This window comes from Klebsiella oxytoca (assembly GCF_009707385.1).
In the GTDB taxonomy this organism is placed as follows: Bacteria; Pseudomonadota; Gammaproteobacteria; order Enterobacterales; family Enterobacteriaceae; genus Klebsiella; species Klebsiella oxytoca_C.
This window is the reverse complement of the sequence record NZ_CP046115.1, coordinates 941208-955571: the sequence shown is the minus strand read 5'-3', so window position 1 is coordinate 955571 and position 14364 is coordinate 941208. Positions and strand designations below refer to the sequence as shown.

Below are 14364 nucleotides of genomic sequence, written 5' to 3'. Positions count from 1 at the left end.
CCCTATCCTGCAACGCATTTATCCATTACCCGGCCAATAATCTTCCCATACCGCAACGGGAGATCGCCGCTATGAATGGCAATAAGCTTTCAGTGAAAGAAAAAATAGGCTACGGAATGGGGGATGCCGGATGTAATATTATCTTTGGCGCCATCATGTTGTTTGTTAACTATTTTTATACGGATATTTTTGGTCTGGCACCGGCGCTGGTTGGCGTCTTGCTGCTGTCAGTACGCGTAATCGATGCCGTTACCGACCCAATCATGGGTGCGATGGCCGACCGTACCCGCAGTAAATATGGCCGCTTCCGCCCCTGGCTACTGTGGATTGCTTTTCCCTACGCGCTGTTCAGCGTCCTGATGTTTACCACCCCGGAGTGGACGTACAATAGCAAGGTTATCTATGCTTTCGTCACCTACTTTCTGCTCTCATTGACCTATACCGCGATCAACATTCCCTACTGCTCATTGGGTAGCGTGATCACCAACGACCCGCAGGAACGCGTGGCCTGTCAATCTTATCGCTTCGTATTGGTTGGCATCGCTACCCTGTTGCTCTCCCTGACGCTGCTGCCGATGGCGGACTGGTTCGGCGGTGAAGACAAAGCCAAAGGCTACCAGATGGCGATGACCGTGCTGGCGATTATCGGTATGTGCATGTTCCTGTTTTGCTTCGCCACCGTTCGTGAACGCGTAAAACCCGCTGTCCAGACCAACGACGAGCTGAAAAAAGATCTAAAAGACGTGTGGAAAAACGACCAGTGGGTGCGCATCCTGCTGCTCACCCTATGCAACGTCTGCCCTGGTTTTATTCGCATGGCCGCCACCATGTACTACGTTACCTGGGTCATGCAGCAAAGTACCCACTTTGCGACGCTGTTTATCAGCCTTGGAGTAGTCGGGATGATGATCGGCAGTATGCTGGCTAAAGTCCTGACCGACCGCTGGTGCAAACTGCAGGTCTTTTTCTGGACTAATATCGTCCTGGCTATTTTCTCCTGCGCCTTCTACTTTTTCGACCCGCACGCCACGATGATGATTATGGCGCTCTACTTCCTGCTGAACATTCTGCACCAGATCCCGTCGCCGCTGCACTGGTCGTTGATGGCCGATGTTGACGACTACGGTGAATGGAAAACCGGCAAACGCATCACCGGCATCAGCTTCTCCGGCAACCTGTTCTTTCTGAAAGTTGGTCTGGCCATCGCCGGGGCGATGGTTGGCTTTCTGCTCTCCTGGTACGGTTACGATGCCGGCGCAAAGCAGCAAAGCGCTTCCGCGATTAACGGTATCGTATTGTTGTTCAGCGTTATCCCCGGCATCGGCTACCTGATTACCGCTGGCGTGGTGCGGATGCTGAAGGTAAATCGCGAATTTATGCGACAAATTCAGTCCGACCTCGAAAAACGTCGGGTTAACTACAGCGAGCTCAATGACTATCAGGAACTGAAAACCGGCGAACATGTAAGGAAAGCATAATGAACAACTGGCCGAACCCGTTTATTGAACAACGCGCAGACCCGTATATTCTGCGCCATCAGGAATGCTACTACTTTATTGCCTCGGTGCCGGAGTATGACCGTCTGGAAATCCGCCGCTCCGCAACCCTTGAAGGCTTGCGCGATGCGCAGCCGGTGGTGGTCTGGCGTAAACCGGACCGCGGCCCGATGAGCCTGCTCATCTGGGCTCCCGAGCTGCATGAAATTAACGGCAAATGGTATATCTATTTTGCCGCCAGCCACACGCACGATCTGGATGCGCTGGGCATGTTTCAGCACCGCATGTTCGCCCTGGAATGCACGGACGACGACCCGTTAACCGGCGAATGGCAGGAAAAAGGCCAGATTAAAACGCCGTTTGACACCTTCGCGCTTGATGCCACAACCTTTCACCATCAGGGCAAACAATGGTACCTGTGGGCGCAAAAAGACCCGGATATTAAGGGTAATACCAACCTCTATCTGGCTGAGCTGGAAAACCCGTGGACGCTAAAAGGCAAGCCGGTGATGTTGAGTAAACCCGAGTTCGACTGGGAGTGCCGCGGTTTCCTGGTGAATGAAGGCCCGGCGGTGCTTTTCCACGACAACAAGCTGTTCGTCAGCTATTCCGCCAGCGCCACCGATGAAAACTACTGTATGGGTTTACTGTGGATAGACGCTAACGCCGACCCGCTCCGCCCGGAAAACTGGCATAAAGCCCCGCAGCCGGTATTCCGTACCAGTTACGAAAATCGCCAATATGGGCCTGGACATAATAGTTTTACGCAAACGCCGGAGGGAGAAGATGTTCTCGTGTACCACGCGCGCAACTACACCGAAATCGAAGGCGATCCGCTGTACGACCCAAATCGCCATACGCGCCTGAAGCTGATTCGCTGGCAAGAAAACGGGATGCCTGACTTTGGCATCCCGGAAGCAGATACGTATTAAGAACCCGGCCTGCCCGCCTGCGGGCAGGCGATTAAATCAGCGTCCCGTAAATCGTCAGCAACGCCATAATCACGACCACCACCAGCGAAGTCTTCTTCGCCATTGAGACCGCCGCCTTCGGCGTAGCGACTTTATCGACGTGCGGCTCACGCGCCAGCGAATACTGCGCCAGCCGCGTCAGCACCTGATACTGTGAAGAGTGGCGGTCACCCAGCGACGCAAACCAGGCCGGTAACGCTTTTTCTCCATGCCCAACCAGCGCGTAGACCACGCCAACCAGGCGAACCGGAACCCAGTCGACCACGTGCAAAATACCGTCAATACCCGACTGTAAACGGTGGCGCGGCGTCTGATAACGCGCCAGCCACGTTTGCCATGCCCGCAAAGTACAGTAGGCAATCAGAGTTAACGGCCCCCACGGACCGCCGACAACGAACCAGAACAGCGGAGCAAGATAGTAGCGGTAGTTAATCCATAACAGCGCGTTTTGCAGCTCGCTCAGATATTCACGCTGGTCGCAGCCGGGCGGCACGCCGTGGATCAGGGTGAGCTCACTGGCCATCGCATCGCTGGCACGGCTGTCATCACGCGCCGCTGCCTTAAGGTAGGCATGATAGTGTAAACGGACTTTACCTGCGCCGATGCACAGCAGGCCAAGCAGGATCCAGAAAACCAGCAGAGGAACGTTAAACAGCAGCCCTTGCAGCAGTCGCTGAAAAATAAAAACCACCGCCGCCGCCGCGGCCGACATCAATATGGTGGTCAAAAAAGAGTAATGCTTTACCCGCCGGAACAGCACCTCCAGCCGGTGATCGAGCTGCCAGTGCTCGCCCAGCTTAAACAAACGCTCGGCAATAAGAACTAACAACGTAGTAAACAACGTCATGGCATCTCCTTATTCTGACGACGAGGTCAACAAACTGCGAAATTTGTCCCAGTCAAAAGCCGGGCCGGGATCCGTTTTACGCACTGGCGCAATATCGCTGTGACCGGTGATACTGTCGGCAATCGCCGGATAAAACGAGATAAGCTCACGGGTAACCGCGACCAGCTGCTGATACTGCGCGTCGGTATAGGCCAGTTCGTCGGTCCCTTCCAGCTCAATGCCTATCGAAAAATCATTACAGCACTCACGCCCGTGATAGTTTGAAACGCCAGCGTGCCACGCTCGTTTATCAAATGGCACATACTGCACCACTTCACCATCGCGGCGAATCAGACAATGTGCCGAAACGCGAAGATGAGCAATCCCGGCAAAGAAAGGATGGGCATCAGGATCGAGCGTACCGCTGAACAGGGCATCAATCCACGGCCCGCCAAATTCGCCGGGCGGCAGGCTGATATTATGCACCACCAGCAAAGAGGGGGTTTCATTATCCGGGCGGCTGTCCTGGTGCGGCGAAGGAACCCGACGCGCCTCTTCCAGCCATCCCCCGTTCAACTGCATGTTGAGTCTCCTTTTGCTAACGCCTGCGTGGCTAAAGAATGCCAGCAGCCCTCATCATACCTACAGGAAAAGCGTATCCAGAACTAATCCTTAGCCGCCTGTGGGATGAAGTGAATGTGGTACAGAAACGTTGTTCAGGTTAGCATGTTTCCCACTTCTGAATCTTATCTATCTGGAGCTTTATCATGACGCCTCGTCGTTACAATCCCGACCACCGCCGTGATGCGCTGCTGGAGCGTATTAATACTGATATAACCGATGCCGTCGCCCAATCCCTGCGGGAAGACTTAGGCGGTAAAGTGGATGCAAATAACGACATCAGCGCCCAATTATTGCCGCAAGAGGCGCACTCGCATGCGGTGGTGATCACCCGTGAAGATGGCGTATTTTGCGGTAAACGCTGGGTAGAAGAGGTTTTTATTCAGCTTGCAGGCGATGACGTCAGCTTCACATGGCATGTTGAGGATGGCGACGCGGTAAAAGCAAATCAGCCGCTGTTCGAGCTGGAAGGCCCCTCGCGCATTCTGCTCACCGGCGAGCGCACCGCGCTCAATTTCGTGCAGACGCTATCCGGGGTGGCAAGCGAAGTCCGTCGCTATGTTGACCTGCTGGCGGGGACCAAAACCCAGCTGCTTGATACGCGCAAAACGCTGCCGGGCCTGCGCACGGCGCTAAAGTATGCGGTTCTTTGCGGCGGCGGCGCGAACCATCGCCTGGGTCTCTCTGATGCCTTTCTGATTAAAGAGAACCACATTATCGCTTCCGGCTCGGTACGCCAGGCGGTAGAAAAAGCCTTCTGGCTGCACCCGGATGTACCGGTAGAAGTCGAAGTCGAAACCCTTGAAGAGCTGAGCGAAGCGCTGAAAGCCGGTGCTGACATTATTATGCTCGACAACTTCACCACCGACCAGATGCGCGAAGCGGTCAAGCTCACCAATGGCCAGGCGGCGCTGGAAGTCTCCGGCAACGTCACCTTTGATACTATTCGTGAATTTGCCGAAACCGGCGTCGACTACATCTCCGTTGGCGCGTTGACCAAACACGTCCGCGCTCTCGACCTTTCTATGCGTTTTCGCTAATCCCCTTGCCCCGGCCTGAAGTACATACCGGGGCAGCTTTTGCGAGCCGACTCGCACGCCAATAATTTCTCGCTGCAACCCGCAAAAAAAGCCTGGAAGCCTGCTTCCTTAGGCGCGATCTGCTGCTCGTATCGCTGAATAAACCCCGGCAAAGTGCTCCCGAAGACAACAAGGAGCAACTTATGGACAAACAACGTGGTTTTACTTTAATCGAACTGATGGTAGTCATCGGAATCATTGCCATACTCAGCGCAATCGGCATTCCGGCTTATCAAAACTACCTGCGAAAAGCGGCGCTTACCGACATGCTGCAAACCTTCGTCCCCTTCCGTACCGCTATTGAACTTTGCGCGCTCGAGCACGGCGGCCTGCCAACCTGCGATGGCGGCAGCAACGGGATCCCATCCCCCGCCACCTCCCGCTATGTTTCAGCAATGACCGTAACCGCTGGCGTTGTCACGCTCACCGGGCAGGAAAGCCTCAATGGTTTAAGCGTCACCATGACGCCGACCTGGGATAACGCTAACGGCATCACTGGCTGGCAGCGCGTCTGCAGCATTACCGGTGATAGCGCACTTAAGCAGGCCTGTGAAGATGTGTTCCGATTTAATTGAGGGTGATGCAATGAACACTGAACAATTGCTCCCCCTTTGCCAGCGCCATCAGGCATTACTGCTCAGCAGCGATGAACATACCATCGCGATTGCCGTAGTTGATTCACCAGCACCAGAACTCATGGAGGCGCTACGTTTCGCCACTCAGAAAAGAATTGATATCGAATGCTGGAGCCAGGACCAGATGGACAAGCGGCTACAGACGCCGGGCGTATCAATGCTTCCTCCCCCGGGTGAAGCTTCGGCCAGCATCGTTGAACAGGTTAATCATCTACTGGAACAGGCCCTGCGCCAGCGCGCATCGGATATTCATCTTGAGCCCGGTGATAATCATTTCAGAATTCGCCTGCGGGTAGATGGCGTACTTCATTCTCTTGCGCCGCTTGCCCTGGAACTCGCGGCGCCAATTACCGCCCGGCTAAAAGTACTCGGTAATCTGGATATTGCCGAACACCGGATCCCGCAGGACGGTCAGTTTACCCTCACGCTCTCAGGGCGCCCGATCTCTTTTCGCATCGCCACGCTTCCCTGCCGTGGCGGAGAAAAAATTGTTCTGCGTTTATTGCACCAGGTCGAACAGGCGTTAGACCTGGAAGCTCTGGGCCTGTCATCTCAGCAGCTTGCCGTTTTCCGCTCGGCGCTCAATCAACCTCAGGGCCTGCTGCTGGTTACCGGTCCAACGGGAAGCGGAAAAACCGTCACTTTATATAGCGCGCTGCAGGCGCGAAATCGCGACGAGGTCAATATTTGCAGCGTAGAAGATCCGCTGGAGATCCCTATTGTGGGGATGAATCAAACGCAGATTAACCCTCGGGCTGGCTTAACCTTCCACAGCGTACTGCGCGCCCTGCTACGTCAGGATCCTGATATCGTAATGGTTGGAGAGATTCGCGACGCAGAAACCGCGGAAATTGCGATCAAAGCAGCGCAAACCGGACATCTGGTACTTTCAACGCTGCATACCAATTCGACCAGTGAAACCCTGGTTCGCCTGCAGCAGATGGGCGTCGCACGCTGGATGATCTCCTCTGCGCTTTCGCTGGTCGTTGCCCAGCGTCTGGTACGTAAACTGTGCCCGCACTGCCGCCGGGAAACCGGTAGCTCGACGGATGTTCCACACAGCCTGTGGCCGCGAGCGCTTCCTCGCTGGCAGGCCCCTGGCTGTCAGCGCTGCTATCACGGCTATTACGGTCGTTTAGCCCTATTTGAACTGCTGCCAGTTAATACCGCGCTACGTCAGGCTATCACCCAGGGTCTCAGCGCCGCAGAAGTCGAATCGTTAGCGCGAGAGTCCGGCATGATGACCCTGTTTGAAAGCGGCTGCCTGGCCGTGGAGCGGGGAATGACCAGCCTGGAAGAAGTGGTTCGCGTTTTGGGGATCCCGCATGGCGACTAAGCGGCTCTGGCGCTGGCAAGGTATTGATATTCAGGGTCTCCCCTGCCAGGGAATGCTGTGGCAGGATAACCGCGCTGGGGCATTACAGATGCTGCAGCGGGAACGAATCATCCCGCTTACGCTACGCCGCCTTAGCGTACAAAATACCCTGTGGCATCCGCGCCACAGCGGTGAAATCATCCGCCAGCTCGCCGCCCTTCTGCAGGCGGGCCTCCCTCTGGCTGAAGGACTGGAACTGCTGGCACAGCAGCAAACCAGTCCACAATGGCAGGCGTTGCTGCAAGCGCTGGCAAAGGATCTGGCACAAGGTATTTCTCTTTCAGATGCCCTGCAAAAGTGGCCGGAAGTATTCCCTCCACTGTATCTGGCAATGATCCGCACCGGTGAACTTACCGGTAAGCTGGAATTTTGCTGCGCTCAGCTGGCCCACCAGCAGCGAGAACAGCAGCGCCTTACTGAGAAAGTGAAAAAAGCGCTGCGCTATCCGGTGATTATCCTCTCTCTGGCGCTGCTGGTGGTTATGGGGATGCTGTGCTTCGTCTTACCGGAGTTCGCCGCAATTTATCAAACGTTCAACACCCCGTTGCCCTGGCTGACTCGTGCGGTTATGGGCACGGGGATAGGGTTCACTCGCTATTGGCCATGGCTTGCAGTTCTGGCTGTTTTACCGGTAATAATCAATCGGCTAATTTGCCAGAGGCCGAGCTGGCTGCTGCAACGACAAAAGCTGCTCCACGTCCTGCCGGTGTTTGGCAAGCTGCTGTGCGGCCAGCGGCTTAGCCAGATTTTTACCGTCCTTGCCTTAACGCAAAGCGCCGGCATAAGTTTCCTGCAAGGACTGCAAAGCGTGGAGGAAACCGTGAGCTGTCCGCTGTGGCGTCAAAGGCTGCAGCAGGTTTGCCTGCGAATTACCCAGGGGGAGCCTATCTGGCAAGCGCTGACTCATAGCGGCGGATTTACCCCGCTCTGCCTGCAGCTGATTCGTACCGGTGAAGCCTCGGGTTCGCTGGATACCATGCTGGAAAATCTGGCTCGTCACCATAGTGAGCAGACGCATCAGCAGGCAGATAATCTGGCGACCTTACTGGAGCCGATGATGTTAGCTATAACTGGAACCATTGTCGGCGTGCTGGTGGTGGCGATGTATTTACCCATTTTTCATCTGGGCGACGCCATAAGCGGGATGGGAGGATAAAGCTGGCGCAAACGCGCCAGCGGGCTGCATTACAGGCTGTTGAACACGCGGTTCTCTTGTTCCTGCACGCGAATAAAAGTCGTACGTTTAGTTAATTCTTTCAGGCGTGAAGCGCCAACGTAGGTACATGCAGAACGCAGGCCGCCAAGGATATCGCGTGCGGTATTTTCAACCGGACCGCGCAAAGGCAGCTTAACGGTTTTACCTTCAGCCGCACGATACTGGGCTACACCACCAACGTGACGGGTCATCGCCGACTCGGAGCTCATACCGTAGAACAGCATGAATTTTTCGCCATTCTCTTCAACTACAGTACCACCGCTCTCTTCGTGACCGGCCAGCATACCGCCAAGCATAACGAAATCAGCGCCGCCGCCAAATGCTTTAGCCACATCGCCCGGCATGGTGCAACCGCCGTCGCTGATAATCTGCCCGCCCAGGCCGTGCGCCGCATCGGCACATTCAATAACCGCCGAAAGCTGCGGATAGCCAACGCCGGTTTTTACACGCGTAGTACACACAGAGCCCGGACCGATACCAACCTTCACAATATCGGCACCAGACAGAACCAGCTCTTCGCACATTTCACCGGTAACAACATTACCCGCAATAATAGTTTTCTGCGGCCAGGCTTCGCGAGCTTTCGCCACGAACTGCACAAAATGTTCGGAATAACCATTCGCCACATCAATGCACACAAAGCTTAGCTGCGGGTTCTGGCTCAGAATTTGTTTCGTTTTTTCAAAATCCGCATCGGAGGTGCCAGTCGAGACCATCACATGCTGCAGTACGTCCGCAGAGACGCTCTGAACAAACGCCTGCCACTGCTCAACGCTGTAGTGTTTATGTACCGCGGTCAGAACGCCAAAAGAAGCCAGCACTTTAGCCATGGCAAACGTGCCGACGGTATCCATGTTAGCTGCAATAATCGGTACACCGGACCAGGTCTGGCCTGAATGTTTGAAAGTGAATTCACGTTCCAGCTGTACATCAGAACGGCTTTTGAGGGTAGAGCGTTTCGGGCGGATAAGAACGTCTTTAAAACCAAGCTTCAAATCTTCTTCAATACGCATGTGCGAATTCCTGGGGTTAATGGCATTAGTGTGAGAGCACAACTCCAGTGACGTTATCATACGCACGAATCATGGCCGCGCAAGACTGCGATTTTCACTTTTTTTACGCTACAATCGTATAAATTTACCTGGTGAATACTCAAAAATGACCTTGTCATGTTCAATCGCCAGCGTATGGTTTTTAACCACTTGATTTACATGCCTAAAAAGCATCAGAATGCGTAGCGGCGGCGGTTTATCGGTCTGACAGAACATTGATAAACAGTAGCCTCAGCGTAGTAGCAGTGCCGTGAATAACGGCTCTTTTATTGAAATGTGCATGTAGTCAGTTTCAGGATTGAGGTGTATGGCATACACGGTAGCGTTAACAGGCGGCATCGGCAGTGGTAAAAGTACCGTAGCCGACGCATTTGCACAGCTCGGGGTTAACGTTATTGATGCTGATATTATTGCGCGCCAGGTGGTGGAGCCCGGCACTCCTGCGCTGGGCGCAATTGCCGAACGTTTCGGTCCGCAGATGCTCAATAAAGACGGCACCCTGAACCGCCGGGCTTTGCGTGAGCATATTTTTGCTCATGCGGAGGATAAGAGCTGGCTGAACGCGCTGCTGCATCCACAAATTCAGCAGGAAACCCGTCGTCAGATTCAGCTTGCCACCTCATCTTATATTCTCTGGGTTGTCCCACTACTGGTCGAAAATAATCTGTCGGCTAAAGCCGACCGCGTACTGGTTATCGATGTGCCGAAAGAGACGCAGATCGAGCGTACCATGCTTCGCGATCGCGTCAGCCGGCAACATGCGGAACATATTCTTGCCGCTCAGGCAACGCGCGAGCAGCGCCTTGCCGTTGCGGATGATGTTATTGAAAATATGGGTTCACCTGATGCAATCGCTTCAGATGTCGCCCGCCTGCATGCAAAGTATCAACTGTTGGCATCGCAGGCCGCCTCACAGGAAAAACCGTAATGCATACCCCTGTTCTATTTGAACATCCGCTAAATGAAAAAATGCGCACCTGGCTGCGGATTGAGTTTTTGCTACAGCAGCTGTCGGTACATCCTGCGATTACCAGCCATGCGGATGCGCTGCATTTTTTCCGCAATGTTGGCGATCTCCTGGATGTTTTAGAGCGCGGTGAAGTGCGAACCGACCTGATGAAAGAGTTGGATCGCCAGCAGCGCAAGCTGCAGTCCTGGGCGGAAGTCCCTGGGGTCGATCAGGATCGAATCAACGAATTACGTCAGCGGCTAAAACAGTCAGGCAGTACATTGATGTCCGCCCCGCGGATCGGTCAGTACCTGCGCGAGGATCGTTTAATCGCGCTGGTTCGCCAGCGCTTAAGCATCCCCGGCGGCTGCTGCAGCTTCGATCTCCCGACGCTGCACATCTGGCTGCATATGCCACAGGAATATCGCGATGAACAGGTCGCTAAGTGGCTGGCCAGCCTTGAGCCATTAACGCAATCGCTGGTGCTGATCCTCGATCTCATCCGCAATTCGGCCCCCTTCCGCAAACAAACCAGCCTGAACGGCTTTTATCAGGATAACGGCGAGGATGCCGATCTGCTGCGCCTGCGCCTGAGTCTCGCCAGTCAGCTCTATCCACAAATATCAGGCCATAAGAGCCGCTTTGCCATCCGCTTTATGCCGCTGGACAGCGAGCATGGTATCGTGCCGGAGCGTTTTGATTTTGAACTGGCCTGCTGTTAAGGAACAAATATGTCAGAAGAGATAACCGTCAATTGCCCAACCTGCGGCAAAATCGTGGTCTGGAATGAACAGAGTCCGTATCGCCCGTTCTGCTCCAAGCGCTGTCAGCTTATTGATTTAGGCGAATGGGCGGCAGAAGAGAAGCGCATCCCGAGCAGCAGCGATCTGTCTGATAGCGATGGCTGGAGCGAAGAGAAAGAGTAAAATCGGGCAAGCCCCAGCATTTTTGCCGGATGGTGGCTTTGCCCGGTCCGGCCTATTGGCCCCGCGCTAATTTTGTAATCACGGGCTCATTTGCCGGGGGAAAATCTTCCGCAACTAGCGCTCTCTGTGCAATCCAGCGGCCTGGCTGCCCCTCTTTTCCCCACGGCTCGCCATCCCAGCTTTCCACCAGCCAGAACCAGAGGGTGATATGGCGGTCGGGAAACTGGTACTCCAGCTTATCAAACAGGCTGGAAGCCTTTACCGTAATGCCGACCTCCTCCTGCAATTCGCGCACTAATGCCTGCTCGGATGACTCACCCTCTTCAATTTTTCCGCCTGGAAATTCAAGCTTATTTGCCATATGCGCGTCGGCTGAGCGCTGGGTGATGAAAATTTCGCCCTGCGCATTACGGATAATGCCCACCGAAATTTGGAGCTTTTTCATTATGCTTCTTCCATAAAAAAGGCGCAGATATCTGCGCCCTTGTGTTCAACGTTCCAGAGCTTAGCTCAGACGACCGTGGCACTGCTTATATTTTTTACCAGAACCACACGGGCAAGGATCGTTGCGCCCTACTTTACGCTCACCGGTTTGTTCCGCCAGCGCGGCGGCCGCAGCGGTATCATCATCCTGGTGGCTCAGCTGTTGCATCTGCGCCAGACGCTCAGCTTCTTCACGACGCTGCTGCTCCATCGCTTCAACCTCTTCCGGCATCCGCACCTGAACCTTGCTCAGCGTACTGATCACTTCGTATTTCAGTGATTCCAGCATTGAAGCGAACATGGAGAAGGATTCACGCTTATATTCCTGCTTCGGATCTTTCTGCGCATAACCACGCAGGTGGATACCCTGACGCAGATAATCCATTGCTGCCAGGTGCTCTTTCCACAGGGAGTCCAGCGTTTGCAGCATGACGCCTTTTTCAAAGTGACGCATCATCTCAGCGCCAACCACTTCTTCTTTACGCTGATAGGTTTCAATAGCGCTCTGCAGAATACGCTCGCGCAGAGTTTCTTCATGCAGCTCCGGCTCTTTATCCAGCCACTCTTTGAGCGGCAGATCGAGATCAAAGTCATTTTTCAGACGTTCCTGCAGACCTTCGACATCCCACATTTCTTCCAGCGACTGCGGAGGAATATGCGCATCAATGGTGGCTTTAAACACGTCTTCACGAATGCTATTAATCGTCTCGCTAACGTCAGTCACGTCGAGCAGCTCATTACGCTGGGTGTAAATAGCGCGGCGCTGGTCGTTGGCCACGTCATCATATTCCAGCAGCTGCTTACGGATATCGAAGTTGCGGCTCTCGACTTTACGCTGCGCGTTGGCAATCGCTTTGGTTACCCACGGATGCTCGATAGCCTCGCCCGGTTTCATACCCAGTTTACGCATCATGCCGGACACGCGGTCAGACGCGAAGATACGCATCAGGGCATCTTCCATCGACAGGTAGAAACGGGAAGAACCCGCATCCCCCTGACGACCGGAACGGCCGCGCAGCTGGTTATCAATACGGCGAGATTCATGACGCTCGGTACCGATAATATGCAGACCGCCCGCAGCCAGCACCGCATCGTGACGAACCTGCCAGTCGGCTTTGATCTGAGCAATCTGTTCCGGAGTCGGATCTTCCAGCTGGGCGACTTCAGCCTGCCAGCTACCGCCGAGCATAATGTCGGTACCGCGACCGGCCATGTTGGTCGCAATGGTCACCGCTGACGGATAGCCCGCCTGCGCGACGATATCCGCTTCGCTGGCGTGGAATTTCGCGTTCAGCACGTTGTGCTTGATGCCTGCTTTTGTCAATTCATTAGAGACCACTTCTGATTTTTCGATAGAAATGGTACCCACCAGAACCGGCTGGCCCGCAGCGGTACGCTGTTTGATATCTTCGATAATAGCCTGAATTTTTTCCGCTTCGGTCATGTAAACCAGGTCCGCCATATCCTTACGAATCATTGGGCGGTTGGTCGGAACCACAACGGTATCCAGTTTGTAGATCGAGCTAAATTCAAACGCTTCGGTATCTGCGGTACCGGTCATCCCTGCCAGCTTCTCGTACAGACGGAAGTAGTTCTGGAAGGTAATTGAAGCCAGCGTCTGGTTCTCGTTCTGAATATCAACGCCTTCTTTTGCTTCAACGGCCTGGTGCAGGCCGTCAGACCAGCGACGCCCCTGCATCGTACGGCCGGTATGTTCGTCAACGATGATAACTTCGCCATCTTTAACGATATAATCAACATCGCGAGTGAACAGCGCGTGCGCGCGCAGCGCGGCGGTCACGTGGTGCATCAGCATGATATTGGTCGGTGAGTACAGCGACTCGCCTTCGTCCATAATACCTTCATTCACCAGCAGCTCTTCAATCAGCACCAGGCCGCGTTCGGTCAGGTTTACCTGGCGCGCTTTCTCATCAACGGAGAAGTGTCCCTCGCCGGTAAAGGTCTCGGAGTCTTCTTTTTCCTGACGAATCAGATGCGGAATGATTTTGTTCACTTTCTTATACATTTCCGAACTGTCTTCAGCCGGGCCGGAAATGATAAGCGGAGTACGGGCTTCATCGATCAGAATGGAGTCGACCTCATCCACCAGCGCGTAGTGCAGTTTGCGCTGTACGCGCTCTTCAGGGCTGAACGCCATGTTATCGCGCAGATAGTCAAAGCCGTATTCGTTGTTGGTACCGTAAGTGATGTCGGCGGCGTAGGCTTCCCGCTTGGCCGGCGCAGGCAGGCCAGACATGTTAATCCCAACGGACATACCGAGGAATTCAAACAGTGGGCGGTTGTTCTCAGCATCACGTTGCGCCAGGTAGTCGTTGACGGTAACCACGTGAACACCTTTGCCGGTCAACGCATTAAGATAGGCTGGCAGGGTTGCGGTCAGGGTTTTACCTTCACCGGTACGCATCTCCGCAATACAGCGATCGTTAAGAACCATGCCGCCCAACAGCTGAACGTCAAAGTGACGCATGCCGAAGACGCGTTTACTGGCTTCACGCACGACAGCGAAGGCTTCAGGGATCAGGCTCTCCAGGCTTTCACCTTTTTCCAGACGCGCGCGGAATTCAACGGTTTTCGCTTTCAGCTCATCATCAGACAGCTTTTCCATGGCTGGTTCCATGGCATTGATAACGTTGACGGCTTTGCGCATACGACGCAGCGTACGGTCGTTACGGCTACCGAATACTTTTGTTAATAATTTGATTAGCATAATAAAA

Annotated in this window: 14 protein-coding genes; 9 read left to right on the top strand and 5 right to left on the bottom strand. The window is 54.3% G+C overall.

Annotation, left to right across the window (positions count from 1 at the left end):
• Positions 1–71: 71 nt before the first annotated feature.
• Both GJ746_RS04485 and GJ746_RS04480 read left to right on the top strand, forming a co-directional pair.
• Positions 72–1478 carry a glycoside-pentoside-hexuronide (GPH):cation symporter gene (locus GJ746_RS04485; RefSeq protein ID WP_154679113.1) on the top strand — a complete coding sequence of 469 codons (1407 nt, stop codon included), beginning with the start codon at positions 72–74 and terminating at the stop codon, positions 1476–1478.
• The gene (locus tag GJ746_RS04480; RefSeq protein ID WP_154679112.1) at positions 1478–2428 is read left to right on the top strand and encodes a family 43 glycosylhydrolase; all 951 of its coding nucleotides are present in this window, start codon (positions 1478–1480) and stop codon (positions 2426–2428) included. The genes GJ746_RS04485 and GJ746_RS04480 overlap by 1 nt, the downstream gene beginning before the upstream one ends.
• A 31-nt stretch (positions 2429–2459) precedes the next feature.
• On the opposite strand, the gene ampE is transcribed toward GJ746_RS04480, so the two are convergent.
• Both ampE and ampD read right to left on the bottom strand, forming a co-directional pair.
• Positions 2460–3314: a beta-lactamase regulator AmpE gene (gene ampE, locus GJ746_RS04475; protein WP_154679111.1), complete on the bottom strand. Its 855-nt coding sequence runs from the start codon at positions 3312–3314 to the stop codon at positions 2460–2462.
• Positions 3315–3323: 9 nt separating this feature from the next.
• Positions 3324–3875, bottom strand: coding sequence for a 1,6-anhydro-N-acetylmuramyl-L-alanine amidase AmpD (ampD, locus tag GJ746_RS04470; protein ID WP_154679110.1), 552 nt, complete (start codon positions 3873–3875; stop codon positions 3324–3326).
• 185 nt (positions 3876–4060) lie between these two features.
• Between ampD and nadC the strand changes: the two genes are divergently transcribed.
• The 4 genes from nadC (at position 4061) to hofC (ending at position 8159) form a co-directional block, all read left to right on the top strand.
• A complete protein-coding gene (nadC, locus tag GJ746_RS04465) occupies positions 4061–4954 on the top strand; it encodes a carboxylating nicotinate-nucleotide diphosphorylase (protein WP_154679109.1) in 894 nt (297 codons plus the stop codon).
• A 182-nt stretch (positions 4955–5136) separates the two neighbouring features.
• Positions 5137–5568: a prepilin peptidase-dependent pilin gene (ppdD, locus tag GJ746_RS04460; RefSeq protein WP_154679108.1), complete on the top strand. Its 432-nt coding sequence runs from the start codon at positions 5137–5139 to the stop codon at positions 5566–5568.
• A 10-nt stretch (positions 5569–5578) separates the two neighbouring features.
• Positions 5579–6964, top strand: a complete 1386-nt coding sequence (gspE, locus tag GJ746_RS04455; protein WP_154679107.1) for a type II secretion system protein GspE — start codon at positions 5579–5581, stop codon at positions 6962–6964.
• A complete protein-coding gene (hofC, locus tag GJ746_RS04450; protein WP_154679106.1) occupies positions 6954–8159 on the top strand; it encodes a protein transport protein HofC in 1206 nt (401 codons plus the stop codon). The genes gspE and hofC overlap by 11 nt, the downstream gene beginning before the upstream one ends.
• A 29-nt stretch (positions 8160–8188) precedes the next feature.
• Here the strand turns inward: hofC and GJ746_RS04445 are convergent, their stop codons facing one another.
• Complete coding sequence (locus GJ746_RS04445; protein ID WP_154679105.1) at positions 8189–9232, bottom strand: GMP reductase; 1044 nt, start codon at positions 9230–9232, stop codon at positions 8189–8191.
• A gap of 346 nt (positions 9233–9578) precedes the next feature.
• On the opposite strand from GJ746_RS04445, the gene coaE reads away from it, so the two are divergent.
• Genes coaE through yacG form a run of 3 tightly spaced genes read left to right on the top strand, consistent with a single transcriptional unit; the run spans position 9579 to position 11146 of the window.
• Positions 9579–10199 (top strand): dephospho-CoA kinase, encoded by a 621-nt coding sequence (coaE, locus tag GJ746_RS04440; protein WP_154679104.1) that lies wholly within the window; start codon positions 9579–9581, stop codon positions 10197–10199.
• Positions 10199–10942, top strand: a complete 744-nt coding sequence (gene zapD, locus GJ746_RS04435; RefSeq protein ID WP_154679103.1) for a cell division protein ZapD — start codon at positions 10199–10201, stop codon at positions 10940–10942. The genes coaE and zapD overlap by 1 nt, the downstream gene beginning before the upstream one ends.
• 9 nt (positions 10943–10951) lie before the next feature.
• Positions 10952–11146: a DNA gyrase inhibitor YacG gene (yacG, locus tag GJ746_RS04430; RefSeq protein ID WP_004128970.1), complete on the top strand. Its 195-nt coding sequence runs from the start codon at positions 10952–10954 to the stop codon at positions 11144–11146.
• Between the two features lie 52 nt (positions 11147–11198).
• On the opposite strand, the gene mutT is transcribed toward yacG, so the two are convergent.
• Positions 11199–11591 carry an 8-oxo-dGTP diphosphatase MutT gene (gene mutT, locus GJ746_RS04425; RefSeq protein ID WP_154679102.1) on the bottom strand — a complete coding sequence of 131 codons (393 nt, stop codon included), beginning with the start codon at positions 11589–11591 and terminating at the stop codon, positions 11199–11201.
• A 60-nt stretch (positions 11592–11651) separates the two neighbouring features.
• Positions 11652–14357, bottom strand: a complete 2706-nt coding sequence (secA, locus tag GJ746_RS04420) for a preprotein translocase subunit SecA (protein WP_154679101.1) — start codon at positions 14355–14357, stop codon at positions 11652–11654.
• Positions 14358–14364 lie beyond the last annotated feature (7 nt).

Excerpts from the sequence above, each read along its gene's own strand:
- hofC (WP_154679106.1), top strand. The coding sequence starts at position 6,954 with ATGGCGACTAAGCGGCTCTGGCGCTGGCAAGGTATTGATATTCAGGGT.
- yacG (WP_004128970.1), top strand. The coding sequence starts at position 10,952 with ATGTCAGAAGAGATAACCGTCAATTGCCCAACCTGCGGCAAAATCGTG.
- gspE (WP_154679107.1), top strand. The coding sequence starts at position 5,579 with ATGAACACTGAACAATTGCTCCCCCTTTGCCAGCGCCATCAGGCATTA.
- zapD (WP_154679103.1), top strand. The coding sequence starts at position 10,199 with ATGCATACCCCTGTTCTATTTGAACATCCGCTAAATGAAAAAATGCGC.
- GJ746_RS04485 (WP_154679113.1), top strand. The coding sequence starts at position 72 with ATGAATGGCAATAAGCTTTCAGTGAAAGAAAAAATAGGCTACGGAATG.
- ampE (WP_154679111.1), bottom strand. The coding sequence starts at position 3,314 with ATGACGTTGTTTACTACGTTGTTAGTTCTTATTGCCGAGCGTTTGTTT.
- GJ746_RS04445 (WP_154679105.1), bottom strand. The coding sequence starts at position 9,232 with ATGCGTATTGAAGAAGATTTGAAGCTTGGTTTTAAAGACGTTCTTATC.
- GJ746_RS04480 (WP_154679112.1), top strand. The coding sequence starts at position 1,478 with ATGAACAACTGGCCGAACCCGTTTATTGAACAACGCGCAGACCCGTAT.
- ppdD (WP_154679108.1), top strand. The coding sequence starts at position 5,137 with ATGGACAAACAACGTGGTTTTACTTTAATCGAACTGATGGTAGTCATC.
- coaE (WP_154679104.1), top strand. The coding sequence starts at position 9,579 with ATGGCATACACGGTAGCGTTAACAGGCGGCATCGGCAGTGGTAAAAGT.
- ampD (WP_154679110.1), bottom strand. The coding sequence starts at position 3,875 with ATGCAGTTGAACGGGGGATGGCTGGAAGAGGCGCGTCGGGTTCCTTCG.
- secA (WP_154679101.1), bottom strand. The coding sequence starts at position 14,357 with ATGCTAATCAAATTATTAACAAAAGTATTCGGTAGCCGTAACGACCGT.
- mutT (WP_154679102.1), bottom strand. The coding sequence starts at position 11,591 with ATGAAAAAGCTCCAAATTTCGGTGGGCATTATCCGTAATGCGCAGGGC.
- nadC (WP_154679109.1), top strand. The coding sequence starts at position 4,061 with ATGACGCCTCGTCGTTACAATCCCGACCACCGCCGTGATGCGCTGCTG.